This window comes from Desulfobaculum bizertense DSM 18034 (assembly GCF_900167065.1).
GTDB lineage: Bacteria > Desulfobacterota > Desulfovibrionia > Desulfovibrionales > Desulfovibrionaceae > Desulfobaculum > Desulfobaculum bizertense.
In genome coordinates this window covers 468,591-484,765 of record NZ_FUYA01000002.1, presented here as the reverse complement: position 1 = coordinate 484,765, position 16,175 = coordinate 468,591, and the positions used below count along the sequence as shown (strand labels likewise).

Here is a 16,175-nt window from a genome sequence, read left to right as displayed (position 1 = left end):
TAGCATTTTCTCTTTTTTATTTTGCAAAGCCTTTGTGATTCGCGATGAATGCATCGCGGAACGGAGCCGATACATACCGGCTCCGTCATGGGGCTTATTATTTAGATAAGCTGCATTCGTTTTTTCTGTCACTTCCGGACGGTTTATCTATATAATACTTTTTATGGGGCGTACCCCATGCTCACCTCATCAAGCCAAGAATCTATCAGATCACACCTGCGCCATGGAGAAGGCCATGCACCAATCTGAACTCAAAGCCAAAAGCATGTCCGAGCTGATGGAGCTCGCGAACGAATACAAAATCGAGAACCCAAGCGGAATGCGCAAGCAGGAGCTGATTTTTGCTCTGCTCAAAGCCTGTGCATCCCAGAATGGCTCCATCTATGGAGAAGGCGTTCTGGAAATCCTTCCTGACGGATTCGGTTTCCTCCGCTCTCCCATGTACAGCTACATGCCCGGCCCAGACGACATCTATGTCTCACCATCCCAGATCCGCCGCTTTGGTCTGCGCAAGGGTGATGTCATTTCTGGTCAGATCCGACCACCCAAAGAAGGGGAACGGTATTTCGCCCTGCTTCGCGTCAACGAAATCGGTTTCGAAAAGCCCGAAGCAACCAAAAACCTCATCCTCTTTGATAATCTGACCCCCGTCTATCCCGACGAACATTTCCGCCTCGAAAATGGAAAAGAAAGTTTTTCAGCACGCATCATCGACCTGCTTTCCCCCATCGGAAAAGGTCAGCGCGCACTTTTCGTGGCTCCCCCCCGCACCGGTAAAACCGTCCTGCTGCAAACTGTCGCAAACTCCATCAAAGCGAATTTCCCTGACACCTACCTGATCGTTCTTCTCATTGACGAACGCCCAGAAGAAGTCACGGACATGGAGCGCACGGTTAACGCCGAAGTTGTCAGCTCGACCTTTGACGAGCCGCCGCAGCGCCATGTTCAGGTCGCTGAAATGGTCATGGAAAAGGCCAAGCGCCTTGTTGAGCGTAAGAAAGACGTTGTCATTCTGCTCGACTCCATCACCCGCCTCGGCCGTGCGTACAACGCTGTGACTCCTTCCTCTGGCCGCGTGCTTTCCGGTGGTCTGGATGCAAATGCACTCCAGCGCCCCAAGCGCTTCTTTGGCGCAGCACGTAACGTGGAAGAAGGCGGCAGCCTGACCATCATTGCAACGGCACTCATTGATACCGGTTCCCGCATGGACGAGGTTATCTTTGAAGAGTTCAAGGGCACTGGTAACAGTGAAGTTTACCTTGACCGCCACCTGTCCGAAAAGCGCATCTTCCCTGCTATGGACATCAACCGCTCCGGCACCAGAAAGGAAGAGCTGCTGCTCTCCCCAGAAGTGCTCAACCGCGTGTGGATACTCCGCAAGGTGCTTGCTCCAATGAATCCTATCGATTCTATGGAATTCCTGCTCAAGAAGATGAAAAACACCAAAAACAACAAAGACTTTTTGGACATGATGAACAAGTAGCTTTTTCTGCTGCTTTTCTGACTGAAATACAGGCCGAGACATTGTCTCGGCCTTTTTCATTTCCTGTGGCAAGACGTGCAGTTTCTTGGCTCTCCACACAGTTTAGGCTATGTAAAAGAGAGTTTTCTTTTCAGAAATAACCACTTTCCCGGGACCATTCATGCGAATTACTGCCCAAGATACAGGGCTTGCACGTTTTTTCCTGTGTATGCTGCTCATTGCCCAGCTTATTCTGGGACCACTTCTGAGTGCACAAACGGCCTCTGCCTCACTTCTTGGCGACTTTACCGTCAAGCAGGAAAAAGAGCTTGGAGAAAAATATAATACCCTGATGCGGGCACGGCTTCCGATCATTGAAGATCCGGAGATTACGCGCTACATCCGAGGCATTGTGGACGACATTGCTGTCCATGTGCCCAAGCTCGCTTTTACACTCAAAACCTCTGTGGTGCTCAACCACAATATCAATGCCTTTGCGGCTCCTGCTGGCTATGTCTACGTTTTCACTGGACTGATTACCAATTTTGACCACGAGGCCGAGCTGGCCGGAGTCATTGCGCATGAACTCGCGCACGTTTCCCACCGCCACCTCGCCGCACGCATCAAAAAGCAGCAGATTACGCAGCTGGGTATGCTGGCGGGTATGCTGGCAGGCATGTTCATGGGCATGGCCGCTGGTGGTGATAATGCCTCCGAAGCTGGCGAAGCCATGATTTATGGCTCTTTTGCTGCTGGCACACAGACCATGCTCAACTACAGCCGCGTAGACGAACGGGAAGCAGACCGCTCTGGAATGCAGTACCTTGTCGCCGCTGGCTACAACCCGAAAGGCATGGTTTCCGCGTTCCAAAAAATCAAAAAAAAGGCGTGGCTTGCAGGTGCAGGCAATCTGCCCAAGTACCTCAGCACTCACCCCGCTGTCGAAGAACGTATCACCTACCTTGATCGCAGCATCCAAAAAATGGACCCGGCTGTTCAGAAACGGCCAATGGATGACACAAAATTTCGACGCATCAAGGCCCTCATCATGGCACGCTTCCTTGATCCACAGATTGCTCTGGATGCCTTTTCCAAAGACGTTCAGCACGAGGAACAGGGGCTTGCGGACATGGGCCGGGGCATTGTGTATGCCCGCGAAAACAAAATCAGTGAAGCCAAGGCTGCCTTTGAAAAGGCTGTCAAAAAGGCGCCCAACGACCCGCTGATTCTTCGCGAAGCTGGTCGCTTCCACTATCTGAAAGGCGACCAGGACCTCGCGGTCAAATACCTGCAAAAAGCCGTCATTCTCAACGGCGATGATCTCTTTGCCCTCTTCTACTTTGCCCGGCTTCTGGACGACAAGGGAGAATCAAAACAGGCCATTCAGTACTTTGAGCGGATTCTGCGAACTCTCCCAGAAGATAGTGAAGTCCACTATTATCTGGGGCGGACCCTAGGAAAAAGCGGCCAGCTTTTTGAGGGCTACACCCAGCTTGCCTACAGTGCCATTTATGGCCTGAACAAGAAGAAAGCCAAGATGCACCTCAAAAAAGTTGAATCTCTCGCCAAAACAGACGCACAAAAAGAAGAACTCAAAAAGCTCAAGGAACTGTACAAGAAACGTTCAGAATTCTGGTAAGCCAACAGGGCGGCAGGTCTACGGAACTGCCGCTTTTTTTCATTCATACAGCCGCAGGAGCCTGTCCAATGTCATATAAAAATTGCCATTCCTGGAAATTCTGCCCCGGTACGCTCAGCATCTGCACCGGTGACATCACACGCTCACGAGCCGACGCCATTGTGAACGCGGCCAATTCTCAGCTTGCAGGCGGTGGCGGGGTCGACGGGGCCATTCATCACGCCGCAGGAGCCGAAGCCCTGCACGCAGCCTGCAAGGACATCATTCGCGAGCGCGGAAAACTCCCGGCGGGTCAGGCTGTGCTCACGCCCGGCTTTGCGCTTTCGGCCAAATACATCATTCATACGGTTGGCCCGGTCTGGCACGGTGGCACGCAAAACGAAGATGCCCTGCTTGCCTCCGCCTACTGGGAATCGGCACTCATTGCGGGACAAATTGGTTGCCAGTCTGTGGATTTTCCGGCCATCAGCTGCGGCGTCTATCACTTCCCAGTGGAGCATGCAGCAGAGATTGCCCTGAAAACTCTCAAAAAATCTCTAGATCAAGGTCTGGTCAAATCCGCATGCATGGTTATATTTTCTCGCGACAAGATGAATATCTGGCTCCGAGCCGGGGAAACGCTCTTTGAATCCCCCGCCGAGCCCTCATTGGGGTAAAGATTGCCCCACACATCCCGCAACGTACGAGGATAGAATGGAAATTCGAGGAACGACTATCGTTGCCGTTCAGGACGATAACGGCGTGACAATTGCTGGTGACGGACAGGTTACTTTGGGCCAGACCATGGCTCTCAAGCACGGCGCCCGCAAGGTTCGCCGTCTGTATCACGAAAAAGTTGTGGCTGGCTTTGCTGGTTCCACAGCTGATGCGTTCACCCTGTTTGAACGCTTTGAAGCCAAGCTTGAAGAGTTTGGCGGCAACCTGACCCGAGCAGCAGTTGAGCTGGCCAAAGAGTGGCGCATGGACAAGTACCTGCGCAAGCTCGAGGCTCTCATGATCGTCGCTGATGCAGAAAACATCCTCATTCTCACTGGTAACGGCGATGTCATGAGCCCAGATGATGGCGTTACAGCCATTGGTTCTGGCGGAGCATACGCCCTTTCCGCAGCCCGCGCCCTCAAGCGCAACACCGATCTCAGCACCGAAGAAATCGCGCAGAAAGCAATGGAAATTGCAGCTGAAATCTGTGTCTTCACCAACGATCACATCATCGTTGAATCCCAGAAAAAATAATGCCTATACGGGTGCCACGCGCACCCTTTGAGGAGTTTTTACGTGCAAGTTTTGACCCCAAGAGAAATTGTCTCAGAGCTTGACCGCTACATTATCGGTCAGAAAGAAGCCAAGCGCATGGTTGCCATTGCCATGCGTAACCGCTGGCGTCGCCAGCAGCTTGCCCCTGAGCTGCGCGACGAAATCGCCCCCAAGAACATCATCATGATTGGACCTACTGGCGTGGGTAAGACCGAAATTGCCCGCCGCCTCGCCAATCTTGCTGGCGCTCCGTTCTTCAAGGTCGAAGCCTCCAAGTTCACGGAAGTGGGCTATGTTGGCCGCGACGTAGAATCCATGATTCGCGACCTCATGGAGATCGCCATCAATCTGGTTCACAAAGAAGAAGGCGAACGCGTTCACGTGAAGGCAGAAAAGCACGCAGAAGACCGCCTGCTTGACCTGCTGCTCCCCGGCAAAAGCACCCCTGCCCCGCAGGACATCTATGCTGCTGGTCCTGACGGCCAGGTGCAGGAGCAAAAAAACGACTCCACTCGCGACAAGCTGCGTACCCTGTGGCGTCAGGGCAAGCTGGACGACCGTCAGGTCGAGGTCGAGGTCAATGCCTCTGGCCCGAACGTTGGAATCATGGCCATGCCCGGCATGGATGACATGGGTTCCCAGATTCGCGACGTCATGAGCAGCTTCATGCCGCAGCAGAAAAAGACAAAGCGCATGAACCTGCGCGATGCCTATGACGTGCTGCTTCAGGAAGAAAGCGAAAAACTCATCGACCACGACCGCGTGGCAGAAATTGCCAAGGAACGTGTGGAACAGGGCGGCATCATCTTTATCGACGAAATCGACAAAGTCTGTGCTGGCGCCAACAAGCAGAACAGCGCAGACGTATCTCGTGAAGGCGTTCAGCGCGACCTGCTTCCCATTGTTGAGGGAAGCGTCGTCAACACCAAGTACGGCATGATCCACACGGATCACATCCTGTTCATTGCTGCTGGCGCATTCCACCTGTCCAAGCCTTCTGACCTCATTCCTGAACTTCAGGGCCGTTTCCCCATTCGCGTGGAACTGTCCAGCCTCGGCAAGGACGAATTCGTCCGCATCCTCAAAGAGCCAAAGAATGCACTCACCGTGCAGTACAAGGCCCTGCTGGAAACCGAAGGCCTTGAGCTTGAGTTCACCGAAGACGCAGTGAAAGAAATTGCAGGCTATGCAGAACGCATCAACGAGGAAACCGAAAACATCGGTGCCCGCCGCCTGTACACCATCCTTGAACGCGTCTTGCAGGATCTTGCATTTGACGCCCCGGACAAGAGTGGTCAGACTATCACCGTTGACCGCGACTATGTCCGCGCTCATCTGGAAGAAGTGGTCGAAGACCGCGATCTTTCCCGCTACATTCTCTAGTTCTACATCAAAGGGTCAGCCGCGGGGCTGGCCCTCTCGAAAAAAGGAGATTCTTGAGGTGGACAAGGACGTCTTGCTCAAATCTGAGGTACTGCTTGAGGCCCTGCCCTATATCAGGCAATTCTACAAAAAGACCATTGTCATCAAGTACGGTGGTCATGCAATGAAGGACGAAGCCCTGAAACAGGCTTTTGCCAAATGCGTGACCCTGCTCCGATACATTGGCGTCAACCCCGTGATTGTGCACGGTGGTGGTCCTCAGATTGGACGAATGCTTGACCAGCTGAATATCCCAAGTGCCTTCCGTGATGGCCTTCGCATCACAGACGACGCCACCATGAACGTGGTGGAGATGGTGCTTGCTGGTCAGGTAAACAAACAGATTGTCAACCAGCTCAATCTGGCTGGTGGCCGCGCTGTTGGTATTTCTGGCAAGGATGGCGAAACGATTCGCTGCCGCAAGCTGGAGCTGGCTGTTGACCGTGAGAATCTCGCTCCGGAAATCATTGACCTTGGTCACGTTGGGGAAGTGACAGGCATTGACCCCACCCTGATTCGCGGGCTGATGCGTGACGGATTTATTCCGGTCATTGCCCCGGTTGGTGTCGACGAGAACGGCGAGACGTATAACATCAACGCCGATACGGTCGCTTCTGCTGTCGCTGTTGCGCTGGAAGCCAGAAGCCTTGTGCTCCTGACCGATGTGTGCGGTATTCTCGACAAAAAAAAGGATCGTATCTCGTCCGTTGACGTCAAGGGCATCATGAAGCTCATCGAAGACGGAACCGTGAGCGGCGGAATGATTCCTAAAGTCCAGTGTTGTGTGGAAGCTGTGAGTGGTGGCGTCCAAAAGGCGCAGATCATTGACGGTGGCGTGCCCAACTCTCTGCTTTTGGAACTGTTTACCGAACAGGGTATCGGTACAGAGATTCTTCTGGATTTACCGTAATTTTCATCATGACAAAAAAAGCCCGGATTCCTGTGAATCCGGGCTTTTTTTGTATGCGTCTGCAAAATTTAGTCAACGAGGCAGACTTCTTCCTTGCCATCGCGTTCGGTCAGGAACACATCGACATGCTCGCCACGGCGGGTTTCCACGGTGGTCCCCACGTAATCTGCCTGAATCGGCAGCTCACGGTGTCCACGGTCAACCAGCACCATCAGTTCAACCTGACGGGGGCGGCCAAAGTCCAAAATGGCTTCCAGCGCGGCACGAATCGTCCGGCCAGTAAACAGCACGTCATCGACAAGGATGATCTCCTTGCCATCGATATCAAACAAAATCTCTGTCTTGTTGATCTGCGGCTGTACTTCAAGAGAAGTCCAGTCATCACGATAGAGATTGATATCCAGGATACCCGAAGGGATTTCTTTGTTCAGGCGGGTCTCGAGAGCCTTGCGCAGACGCGCGGCAAGGTCCACACCACGGCGCTGGATGCCAAGAATGGCAACTTTGCTACAATCGCCGTGACGCTCATTAATCTCCATAGCCATACGTTCGAGGGTGCGGCCGATCTCATCGGCATTCAATACTACTTTTTTCTTACTCGTCATGTTCTCTCCACGCTTCCGGTTCAGGTGATCCTGAGCTTCAGGCTCGCTTGCCTGCACTGTTGATATAATAGCACTCTTCAAGACGCAATATCCAGCCCATTCTCTTTTACCCACATAGACAAAATCTATACTGAAAAACAATTCCTATCAATACGGTTGACAAAATCACGGGGCATACTTACTTAGGACATTCACCAATTTCTGGAGGTACCATGCTTCAAGTTTCTGACAAAGCACGCGAGGAGCTGATTTCCTTTTTCAAGGGAAAAGACATGACTCCCGTTCGTGTATATCTCGCTCCCGGCGGTTGATCCGGGCCTCGGCTGTCATTGGCTCTGGATGAGCCAAAAGGATCCGACGAAGTCTTCGAAATCGAAGGCGGACTCAAGTTTGTTATCGACAAGCAGCTGCTCGCTACGGCTGCTCCTGTGAAAGTTGACGTCACCTACACCGGTTTCGTCATCGACTCTAACATGCCCGTGGGTGGCGGAAGCTGCGGTGGCGGCGACTGCTCGAGCGGAGGCTGCGGTTCTTCCGGAAGCTGCTGCGGCAGTTAATCCATTTTCCGCATATTCAGCGGTCCTGATTTTTTCAGGGCCGCTTTTTTGTGCCCAAAACCTGACCCTTTGCGCCCTTTTATTAATTTTTTCTATGCACTCTATTGACAAAATTTAGTCACAGCTTAATTCTCATGTCCTGATTGACAGAAAAAAACATTAGGAGTGCACACATGGTTAGCATTACTCAGGCTGCTCGCGAAGAGCTGGTCAAGTTTTTTGAAGATAAAGACGTCAGCCCCATCCGCATTTATCTTGCACCGGGCGGCTGCTCTGGTCCTCGCCTTTCTCTGGCACTGGACAAGGCCAACGAAAGCGATGACAGCTTTGACCTCGGCGACAATCTGACTTTTGTTGTCGACAAGAATCTCTGCGCAAAGGCTCAGCCTATCACCATCGACATGAGCTACGCAGGTTTTGTACTGGAATCCTCTCTTGATCTCGGAAACGAAGGTGGCTGCGGTGGCGGCTGCGGTGGTTGTGGCTCCAGCAGCAGCTGCTGCGGAAGCTAGACTCCACACTTTTTCGATACCTTAGGCGGCATAAGCCGCCTTTTTTTATGCCCGTCGTTCAGCAAAATAAATTCATAGGAAAAGACTTCTGTACTCTTCCGACTTATGCCTTCCCTTTCACGCCTCTGCGATGTATGAAGGGGGTCCAGACCAAAGGTGGCATGTCCTCGAACGCAAACGTTTTTTCCACTTGAAGGCACGACTATGCACGAACTCTCTATTGCCCAGAGTCTCCTCGCTATTATTCGGGAAGAAATGGATAAACATGAGCTGACCAAGCTCCGCAAAGTTAGGGTAAAACATGGCAAACTCGCGGCGATTGTTCCCGAAGCTCTGGAATTCGCGTTTGAGGCATGTATTGCGAATACCCCGCTTGAAGGCGCAGAACTCGAAATGGAATGCGTCCCACTCAAGCTGAAGTGCAGCGCCTGCGGAACCCTGTTCTCACCCGAAGACCCAGACACGCTCTTTATTCCCTGTCCCAACTGTGGGGAAGGAATTGGGCACCAGGTCTTGCAGGGCAAAGAACTCTACCTTGACAACATGGAGGCCGAATAAGGCCCGTTACGCCCGTGCAAAAACACGTAGCAGCAACGCATTCCCAAGGAGAAGCACTTATGGAAATCCCAGTTGTTCGAAATATTCTTGAAGCCAATGACCGTATCTCTGCACAGTTACGCAAAATTTTTGGCCAGCATAAAATTCTTGTGCTCAACCTGATCAGCTCTCCCGGTTCCGGCAAAACCTCCACTCTGGAGCGGACACTGGAAGACCTGCGAAAAGAATTCAATATGGCCGTTATTGAAGGCGACATCCTGACCGACAACGACGCCCGCCGCGTTGCCGCAACAGGCGCTCAGGCCGTCCAGATTAATACTGACGGAGCCTGTCACCTCGACAGCTCTATGGTTCTTGAGGCACTGGATTCTCTGGACCTCGAAGGTCTGGATATCCTGTTTGTTGAAAATGTCGGTAACCTTGTCTGCCCCGCAGAATTTGAAGTCGGCGAAGACTTCAAGGTTGCCCTGCTTTCCGTCACAGAAGGCGACGACAAGCCAGAAAAGTATCCCCTTCTCTTTGCCGAGTCTGCTGTTATGCTGCTGAACAAGGTCGATCTGTTGCCATACGTTGATTTTGACATGGACCGCGCCCGCAAGTTTGCAACCGGACTCAACAAGGAAATCAGCATTTACCCCATTTCCTGCAAAACCTGCGAAGGCCTCGAAGGCTGGTACGCATGGCTCAGGCAGATGGTTAAAGAAAAGAAGCAGGCCTAGCTGAGGCCAGGAGCTTATAACAGAATGACATTCCCGGAAGATCTCCCAAGTGAAGCCATACTCAATTCCATTGCTGATGGCGTTTTCACCGTCGACCTTGATTGGAACATCACCTTTTTCAATCAGGCGGCTGCACGCATAACCGGGGTTTCCCGCGAGGAAGCTCTTGGTCAAAAGTGTTGGGAGGTCTTTCACTCGACCCTTTGTGACGGCGACTGTGCGCTTCGGGCCTGTGTCGCCGATTCTGGGTCTATTTCTAACCGCTCAATTTTCATTGTTCGTCCGGATGGGGAAAAAATCCCCATTTCCATTTCTGCAGCACCACTTTATGACAACGAAAACAAGGTCATTGGTGGCGTTGAGACCTTCCGTGACCTCACGGACATTCATCTGCTGCGCAAGGAAATGCAAAGCTCCTACAGCTTTGAGGACATCGTAGGAAAATCCCGCGCACTTGGGCGTACCTTCCGCATCCTTCCCCAAATCGCCAAAAGTGAAGCCACAGTGCTCCTGCTTGGAGAATCCGGTACAGGCAAGGAACTCTTTGCCCGCGCCCTGCACACGCTCAGTTCCCGTGCCAACGGTCCTTTTGTCGCTGTCAACTGCGGCGCGCTCCCAGACACCCTGCTGGAGTCCGAACTCTTCGGCTACAAGGCTGGCGCATTCACCGACGCAAAGCGTGACCGCGCAGGACGATTTGAAACAGCTCGTGGGGGCACTATTTTCCTTGATGAAATTGGAGATATGCCTCAGCAGCTTCAGGTTAAGCTTTTGCGGGTCTTGCAGGACATGACCTATGAGCCTCTGGGTTCCGAGCGAAGTGTCAAAGCTGATGTTCGAGTCATTGCCGCCACCAACAAAGATCTTGAAATGCTGGTCCAGAATGGCACCTTCCGTCAGGACCTGTATTACCGTCTTAATGTTGCCCAGCTGAACTTGCCGCCACTGAGAGAACGCCGGGAAGACATTCCTCTGCTCATCAGCCACTTTGTCCGCAAGCTCAATGCCATGCAGGGCAAACATATTGAAGGCGTGTCCGAAGACGTGCTGTCTATTCTTATGCGCCATCCCTTCCCCGGAAATGTTCGCGAGCTGGAAAACATCCTTGAATTTTCCTTTATTCTTTGCCCCAGCGGCTTCATTCAGCTTGAGCACCTGCCAGAGCACATGCAGCCCGGCCCAGACAGCCAGCAAAGCGCAGGCTTTGACGAGGGGCCAATGACTCTCGAAGAAATCAAATGCCGTGCCGTGCACCGTGCTTTAGAAAGAAACGACGGGCGTCGTATGAAAACCTGCCGTGAACTTGGCATCTCCAAAGACACCCTTAGGCGCATGATTCGCCGATGCGAAGAAATGGGCGAAAAATAAGCCCTACCCCTGAAAGCTTCGGGCGCTTTTTTCGTCTTTTTTCTCTCCTTTTTTAAGTCTGCTTTACCTAAGCCTTCTATTTTTATATGCTTTTCTGAAATGGCATCATACATGCTCTCTGGAACAGTATGGGCATGACATATCGTCATGTTCAAACCTCTCGCTGTCCGAGGAACCGCATGAACCTCTGTCTGGCATGCTACGAAAACCGTCTGGCGTCACTGCTTGAAAACGCCACCTGCTTTCAGCTTTTCACCTATGATGAAAACGAGCTGAAACAGAGCGGCGGATTTGAGCTCGCCCAGCGCGACACGACCAACCTTGTCAGTGCGCTGGAATCCTGCGGCGTCGATGTCCTGATCTGTGGCGGAGTCACAGGCTGCACCCGTCGTCTTATTCAACAGGCAGGCATTGAACTGCATCCCTGGGTCCGAGGGACTCAGAACGAAGTTTTGCAGGCATTCCAGAGCAAAACGCTTGATGCGCTCGCCATGCCCGGATGCGGCGGTCACCGCTGCGGACGGGGGCGGATGTCGTCCGACATCATCGCGCCGGGCTGTGGACACCGGAATCAGGGTCGCTACTGCGGAAATGAATCGGGGCGGGGACTTCAGACTGGAAAAACTCCGAAAAAGGGAGGCTCTTCATGAAGATTGCCATTACAAGTCAGGGACAGACCCTCGACAGTGCCGTTGACCTTCGCTTTGGTCGTGCTGCTGGATTTGTTGTTGTGGATACGGAAACCCAGCAGACCAGCTTTTCTGATAACGCCCAGAACCTGACCCTTGCTCAGGGAGCAGGCATTCAGGCTGCCCAGAATGTTGCCCGCACCGGTGCAGAAGCCGTTATCACTGGTCACGTTGGCCCCAAGGCCTACGCCGCACTGCATAAGGGTGGCATCAAAATTTACCTCGGTGCCAACGGTACTGTGGACGAAGCCCTCAAGGCTTTTCAGGCTGGCACACTGGAGCCTGCTGATTCCGCCGACAAGGAAGGACACTGGTAGGCCGACGATATGAAAAACGGGATGTTTACTCTCGCCATTGCCAGCGGCAAGGGTGGAACAGGCAAAACGACTGTTTCCGCCAACCTTGCTGCCTGGCTCGCAGAACATGGTCACAAGGTTTCTGCCCTTGACTGCGACGTCGAAGAACCCAACCTGCACCTTTTCCTTCGCCCCGAATGGAAAAAGACTCAGGCCGAATCTGTTCCGGTTCCTGTTGTCGACGAAGACAAGTGCACGGGCGATGCCTGCCGCAAATGTACTGAGCTGTGCCGCTTTAAGGCCCTCATCATCATGGGCGGCTCAGTCATGGTCTTTCCTGAACTCTGCCACGGCTGCGGACTGTGCACCCTTGCGTGCCCAGAGCAGGCCATTAGCGAAGGAAAGCGTGAAATCGGCAAGGTTCACATTGGGACATCGACACTGCCCGCATCTGCCCCGCTTCCTATGGCTGGCGGAGAAATGCGCATCGGTGAAGCAATGGCTCCGCCGCTCATCAAGGCTGTTAAGCGTGATGGTCCACAGGCAGACATCAGAATCCTCGACTGCCCTCCCGGCACAAGCTGCCCGGTTATTGCTGGTCTTGGAAGCTCTGACCTCGCTGTGCTGGTCACAGAACCCACGCCTTTTGGCCTGCACGACCTGACCCTTGCGGTTGGCGTGTTGCGCAAAATGCAGATTCCCTTTGGCGTCGTCATCAATCGCGACGGCATGGGGGATGACCGAACCCGCGAGTACCTGACAAAGGAAGGGATTCCGCTTCTCGGCTCCCTGCCCCATTCCACAGAAGCCGCTCACTGCTATTCCCAGGGCAAGCTGCATATTGATGCCCTTCCGGACTTCCGGGACGCATACAAAACGCTTTGGGACAACATTACGGCGCTGGCAGAAAAGGCAGGTGTGGCATGAAGGAACTCGTTGTCATTAGTGGAAAAGGTGGCACCGGAAAAACAACGGTGACCGCAGGGCTTTCGAGCCTTGGCCCCAAAAAAGTGCTGGCAGACTGCGACGTTGATGCCGCTGACCTGCACCTTATTTTGAAGCCAACGGTTCGCGCCACACATGAATTTTTTAGCGGTGAGCTGGCAAGCATTGACTCCAGCCTGTGTGTCGAGTGTGGCCAGTGCATTGAGCACTGCCGCTACGACGCCATCACCCCAGATTTTGTTGTCCATAAAGAGCACTGCGAAGGCTGCGGAGCCTGCGAATTTGTGTGTCCCTCCGGGGCTGCCATCATGCAGGAACGCATGTGCGGCCACTGGTACGACTCCGAAACCCGCTTTGGCTCCATGATCCACGCCGCGCTTGGCATTGGCGAAGAAAATTCTGGCAAGCTTGTGACCACGGTTCGCAAGGAAGCCCGCAGGGTCGCCGAAGACGCAGACGTTGATCTGATTCTGACTGATGGCCCTCCCGGAGTTGGCTGCCCTGTCATCGCCTCTCTTGGCGGAACAGACATGGCCCTTGCCGTTGCAGAGCCGACCCTCTCGGCCATGCACGACCTCCAGCGAGTCCACAAGCTCACCGAACATTTCAGGGTGCCCATGATGGCCGTCATTAACAAGTCGGACATCAATGAAGAAATCACAGAGATGATCCGTCAGTGGTGTGCAGAGTCCGGTGTTGAAATTGCTGGAGTTCTGCCGTACGACCAGACCGTTACCGCAGCACAAATCCACGGAAAGAGTGTTGTGGAATACGATCCCGACGGGTTCGGACAAAAAATGCAGAGCATTTGGGAAAACGTTTCCAAACGGCTTTGCGACTAGGCTAAGATCAGGAGGATCACTATGAGTGAATGCGGCAGCTGCTCAGGCAACTGCTCCGAGGGTTCCTGTCAGCAGGAAAACCCTCAGGACCAGAGAATTAAAAAGGCACTGGGCAGAATCAAAAATAAAATCGTTGTCATGTCCGGTAAGGGCGGCGTCGGCAAGTCTACTGTTGCCACCAACATCGCTGTTGCCCTTTCCATGGCAGGCCTGAAAGTCGGTCTGCTGGACGTTGACGTTCATGGCCCGAGCGTTCCCCGCCTGCTTTCCCTGCAGGATGCACAGCCCCACATGGAGCGTGATTGCATGGAACCCGTGGCATGGAGCAAAAACCTGAGCGTTATGTCTCTCGGTTTCCTGCTTCCTTCCAAGGACGACGCTGTTATCTGGCGTGGCCCGGTCAAAATCGGTCTCATTCGTCAGTTCATCTCCGACGTACTCTGGGGCGATCTTGATTTTCTGATCGTTGACTGCCCTCCGGGAACCGGCGACGAGCCGCTTTCCGCCATGCAGGAACTTGGCAAGGACGCCAAGGCCGTTATCGTCACCACTCCTCAGGGCGTGGCTATCGACGACGTCCGCCGCTCCGTGACCTTCTGCAACGAAGTCGGTAACGAAATCTTTGGTATTGTCGAGAACATGAGCGGCTTTGTCTGCTCCAAGTGCGGCAATGTCGAAAACGTCTTCGGCACCGGTGGTGGTGAAGCTCTCGCCAAGGAAGTTGGCGTGCGTTTCCTCGGCCGCATTCCCATGAATGCAGACGTTGCTCGCGCTGGCGACGAAGGCTTCCCGCTTTCCAAGCTTGGCGACCACTCCCCGGCTGGCGAAGCACTGAACCACATCATCAAGCCCCTGATCGACCTCGCTGGTCGCCTTCAGGAGCAGAAGGGTGGCGAAGTCGACAGCTCCCTGCCTGAATCTGGCGACACAACCCTCGTTGCTATTCCTGTAGCACAGGGCCAGCTCTGCCAGCACTTCGGCCATTGCGAAAAGTTCGCACTGCTGGAAGTCGACAACGCTTCTCGTGAAATCAAGAGCGGCAAGCTCGTTGATCCGCCGGCGCATGAGCCGGGCGTTCTCCCTCGCTGGCTTGCAGACAAGGGTTGTAACCTTGTCCTCGCTGGTGGCATGGGTGCCCGTGCACAGAGCCTGTTCACCGAAAACGGCATCAAGGTCGTTGTCGGCGCACAGGGCGGCGATCCCGAAGAAGTCCTCAAGAGCTATCTCAGCGGCAGCCTTGTCGTTGGCGAAAACATCTGCGACCACTAGGCCGCGGTCGTAAACTCTCGTGACGCGCAAGGGGGCGGGCATGTGCCCGCCCCCTTTTTTGCATTCCCACAAACAGCACAACTTGGTATTCTCCAGTATATTTTCCCTCTGGAGGTTCCATGACACATTCACTTCGCCTTGCGCTTCTGGCAGTCCTTGCCGTTCTTCTGGGCGCATGTGCCCCCAAAATTTCTCTGTATCCAGACTACTCTGCCCCACTTTTGGAGCAGCATATTTCCGGCCAGGGTGAAAACAAAATTGCCCTTGTTTACGTCACAGGTCCCATAACAACAAACCCACGGAAAAGTTTTGGTCTCAACAGCGTCACCCGCCCCAGTGTGGTGCAGGAAACTGTTGCCCAGCTCCACAAAGCCGGTTCTGACCCCAGCGTTCGCGCTCTTGTGCTCATTGTTGACTCTCCCGGCGGGACAGTTGTCGCCTCTGATCTGCTCTATACGGAACTCATGAAATTCCGCAGGATCACAAACAAGCCCATTGTGGTACAAATGCTCAACGTTGCAGCCAGCGGCGGCTATTATCTGTCTCTCGCCGCAAACTTAATACACGCGACGCCGTCTACCATTACCGGCTCTGTAGGGACCATCTTTGTTTCCCCTCAGGTCTATGGACTCATGGACAAGCTCGGGCTTGGCGCAACTGTCATCAAATCCGGACGCTACAAAGACATCGGCTCCCCGCTTCGCCCCAGTCAAAAAGAGGAACTCAAGGCCCTGCAAAACATGATCGACAGCATGAATTCCCGCTTCCTCAAGCTCGTAAAAACCCAGCGAAAGCTTGACCAAAAGGCACTGAACGCGGTAGCCGAAGCACGTGTGCTCCTTGCGGGTGAAGCTCTGGAGCTTGGTCTTGTGGATGCCATTGGCTACACAGACTCAGCCATTGCCGAAGCCAAAAAACTCGCTGGAATTACTGGAAATGCACGCGTTATCGCATACCGCAGAACACAGTATCCAGATGACAACGTATATAACACCGCCACGGGCCAGTGGGCACAGGACAGCTTCCTCCAGAACACGGGCGTCCAGATTAATCTTTTCCCGAATCTGCCGACCGGATTTTACCATCTCTGGGCACCGGAACTGTCACCGTCTGCTTCCCAATTTTAGC

At 53.5% G+C, this 16,175-nt stretch carries 18 protein-coding genes; 17 read left to right on the top strand and 1 reads right to left on the bottom strand.

What is annotated here, in order from left to right:
• The first annotated feature begins 235 nt into the window (after positions 1–235).
• From rho to argB, 6 genes are all read left to right on the top strand, one after another.
• A complete protein-coding gene (rho, locus tag B5D23_RS04890; RefSeq protein ID WP_233814339.1) occupies positions 236–1,483 on the top strand; it encodes a transcription termination factor Rho in 1,248 nt (415 codons plus the stop codon).
• A gap of 160 nt (positions 1,484–1,643) precedes the next feature.
• The gene (locus B5D23_RS04885; RefSeq protein ID WP_078684285.1) at positions 1,644–3,101 is read left to right on the top strand and encodes a beta-barrel assembly-enhancing protease; all 1,458 of its coding nucleotides are present in this window, start codon (positions 1,644–1,646) and stop codon (positions 3,099–3,101) included.
• Between the two features lie 68 nt (positions 3,102–3,169).
• The gene (locus B5D23_RS04880; RefSeq protein ID WP_078684284.1) at positions 3,170–3,757 is read left to right on the top strand and encodes a macro domain-containing protein; all 588 of its coding nucleotides are present in this window, start codon (positions 3,170–3,172) and stop codon (positions 3,755–3,757) included.
• Between the two features lie 37 nt (positions 3,758–3,794).
• Positions 3,795–4,334, top strand: coding sequence for an ATP-dependent protease subunit HslV (gene hslV / locus B5D23_RS04875; protein ID WP_078684283.1), 540 nt, complete (start codon positions 3,795–3,797; stop codon positions 4,332–4,334).
• 42 nt (positions 4,335–4,376) lie between these two features.
• The gene (hslU, locus tag B5D23_RS04870; RefSeq protein ID WP_078684282.1) at positions 4,377–5,738 is read left to right on the top strand and encodes an ATP-dependent protease ATPase subunit HslU; all 1,362 of its coding nucleotides are present in this window, start codon (positions 4,377–4,379) and stop codon (positions 5,736–5,738) included.
• A gap of 58 nt (positions 5,739–5,796) precedes the next feature.
• Positions 5,797–6,687 (top strand): acetylglutamate kinase, encoded by an 891-nt coding sequence (argB, locus tag B5D23_RS04865; RefSeq protein WP_078684281.1) that lies wholly within the window; start codon positions 5,797–5,799, stop codon positions 6,685–6,687.
• A gap of 68 nt (positions 6,688–6,755) precedes the next feature.
• Here the strand turns inward: argB and pyrR are convergent, their stop codons facing one another.
• Entirely contained in the window at positions 6,756–7,292 is a 537-nt protein-coding gene (gene pyrR / locus B5D23_RS04860) for a bifunctional pyr operon transcriptional regulator/uracil phosphoribosyltransferase PyrR (protein ID WP_078684324.1), read from the bottom strand.
• A gap of 212 nt (positions 7,293–7,504) precedes the next feature.
• Here pyrR and B5D23_RS04855 point away from each other — a divergent pair, with 212 nt between their 5' ends.
• The 11 genes from B5D23_RS04855 to sppA all read left to right on the top strand — a co-directional run bounded on the left by B5D23_RS04855 (position 7,505) and on the right by sppA (position 16,174).
• Positions 7,505–7,849 carry an IscA/HesB family protein gene (locus B5D23_RS04855; RefSeq protein WP_078684280.1) on the top strand — a complete coding sequence of 115 codons (345 nt, stop codon included), beginning with the start codon at positions 7,505–7,507 and terminating at the stop codon, positions 7,847–7,849.
• A 173-nt stretch (positions 7,850–8,022) separates the two neighbouring features.
• The gene (locus tag B5D23_RS04850; RefSeq protein ID WP_078684279.1) at positions 8,023–8,361 is read left to right on the top strand and encodes an IscA/HesB family protein; all 339 of its coding nucleotides are present in this window, start codon (positions 8,023–8,025) and stop codon (positions 8,359–8,361) included.
• Between the two features lie 204 nt (positions 8,362–8,565).
• Positions 8,566–8,919: a hydrogenase maturation nickel metallochaperone HypA gene (hypA, locus tag B5D23_RS04845; protein WP_078684278.1), complete on the top strand. Its 354-nt coding sequence runs from the start codon at positions 8,566–8,568 to the stop codon at positions 8,917–8,919.
• A 59-nt stretch (positions 8,920–8,978) separates the two neighbouring features.
• Positions 8,979–9,638: a hydrogenase nickel incorporation protein HypB gene (hypB, locus tag B5D23_RS04840; protein WP_078684277.1), complete on the top strand. Its 660-nt coding sequence runs from the start codon at positions 8,979–8,981 to the stop codon at positions 9,636–9,638.
• Between the two features lie 24 nt (positions 9,639–9,662).
• On the top strand, positions 9,663–11,006 hold the full coding sequence (locus tag B5D23_RS04835; protein WP_078684276.1) for a sigma-54 interaction domain-containing protein: 1,344 nt from the start codon (positions 9,663–9,665) through the stop codon (positions 11,004–11,006).
• A gap of 179 nt (positions 11,007–11,185) precedes the next feature.
• On the top strand, positions 11,186–11,656 hold the full coding sequence (locus tag B5D23_RS04830; RefSeq protein WP_159445916.1) for a NifB/NifX family molybdenum-iron cluster-binding protein: 471 nt from the start codon (positions 11,186–11,188) through the stop codon (positions 11,654–11,656).
• Entirely contained in the window at positions 11,653–12,012 is a 360-nt protein-coding gene (locus tag B5D23_RS04825) for a NifB/NifX family molybdenum-iron cluster-binding protein (RefSeq protein WP_078684274.1), read from the top strand. The genes B5D23_RS04830 and B5D23_RS04825 overlap by 4 nt, the downstream gene beginning before the upstream one ends.
• Positions 12,013–12,021: 9 nt before the next feature.
• Positions 12,022–12,918 (top strand): ATP-binding protein, encoded by an 897-nt coding sequence (locus tag B5D23_RS04820; protein WP_144012541.1) that lies wholly within the window; start codon positions 12,022–12,024, stop codon positions 12,916–12,918.
• The gene (locus B5D23_RS04815) at positions 12,915–13,778 is read left to right on the top strand and encodes an ATP-binding protein (RefSeq protein ID WP_078684273.1); all 864 of its coding nucleotides are present in this window, start codon (positions 12,915–12,917) and stop codon (positions 13,776–13,778) included. Before B5D23_RS04820 ends, B5D23_RS04815 begins: the two co-directional genes overlap by 4 nt.
• A 21-nt stretch (positions 13,779–13,799) precedes the next feature.
• Complete coding sequence (locus tag B5D23_RS04810) at positions 13,800–15,047, top strand: iron-sulfur cluster carrier protein MrpORP (protein ID WP_078684272.1); 1,248 nt, start codon at positions 13,800–13,802, stop codon at positions 15,045–15,047.
• Between the two features lie 119 nt (positions 15,048–15,166).
• Positions 15,167–16,174: a signal peptide peptidase SppA gene (gene sppA / locus B5D23_RS04805; protein ID WP_078684271.1), complete on the top strand. Its 1,008-nt coding sequence runs from the start codon at positions 15,167–15,169 to the stop codon at positions 16,172–16,174.
• Position 16,175 lies beyond the last annotated feature (1 nt).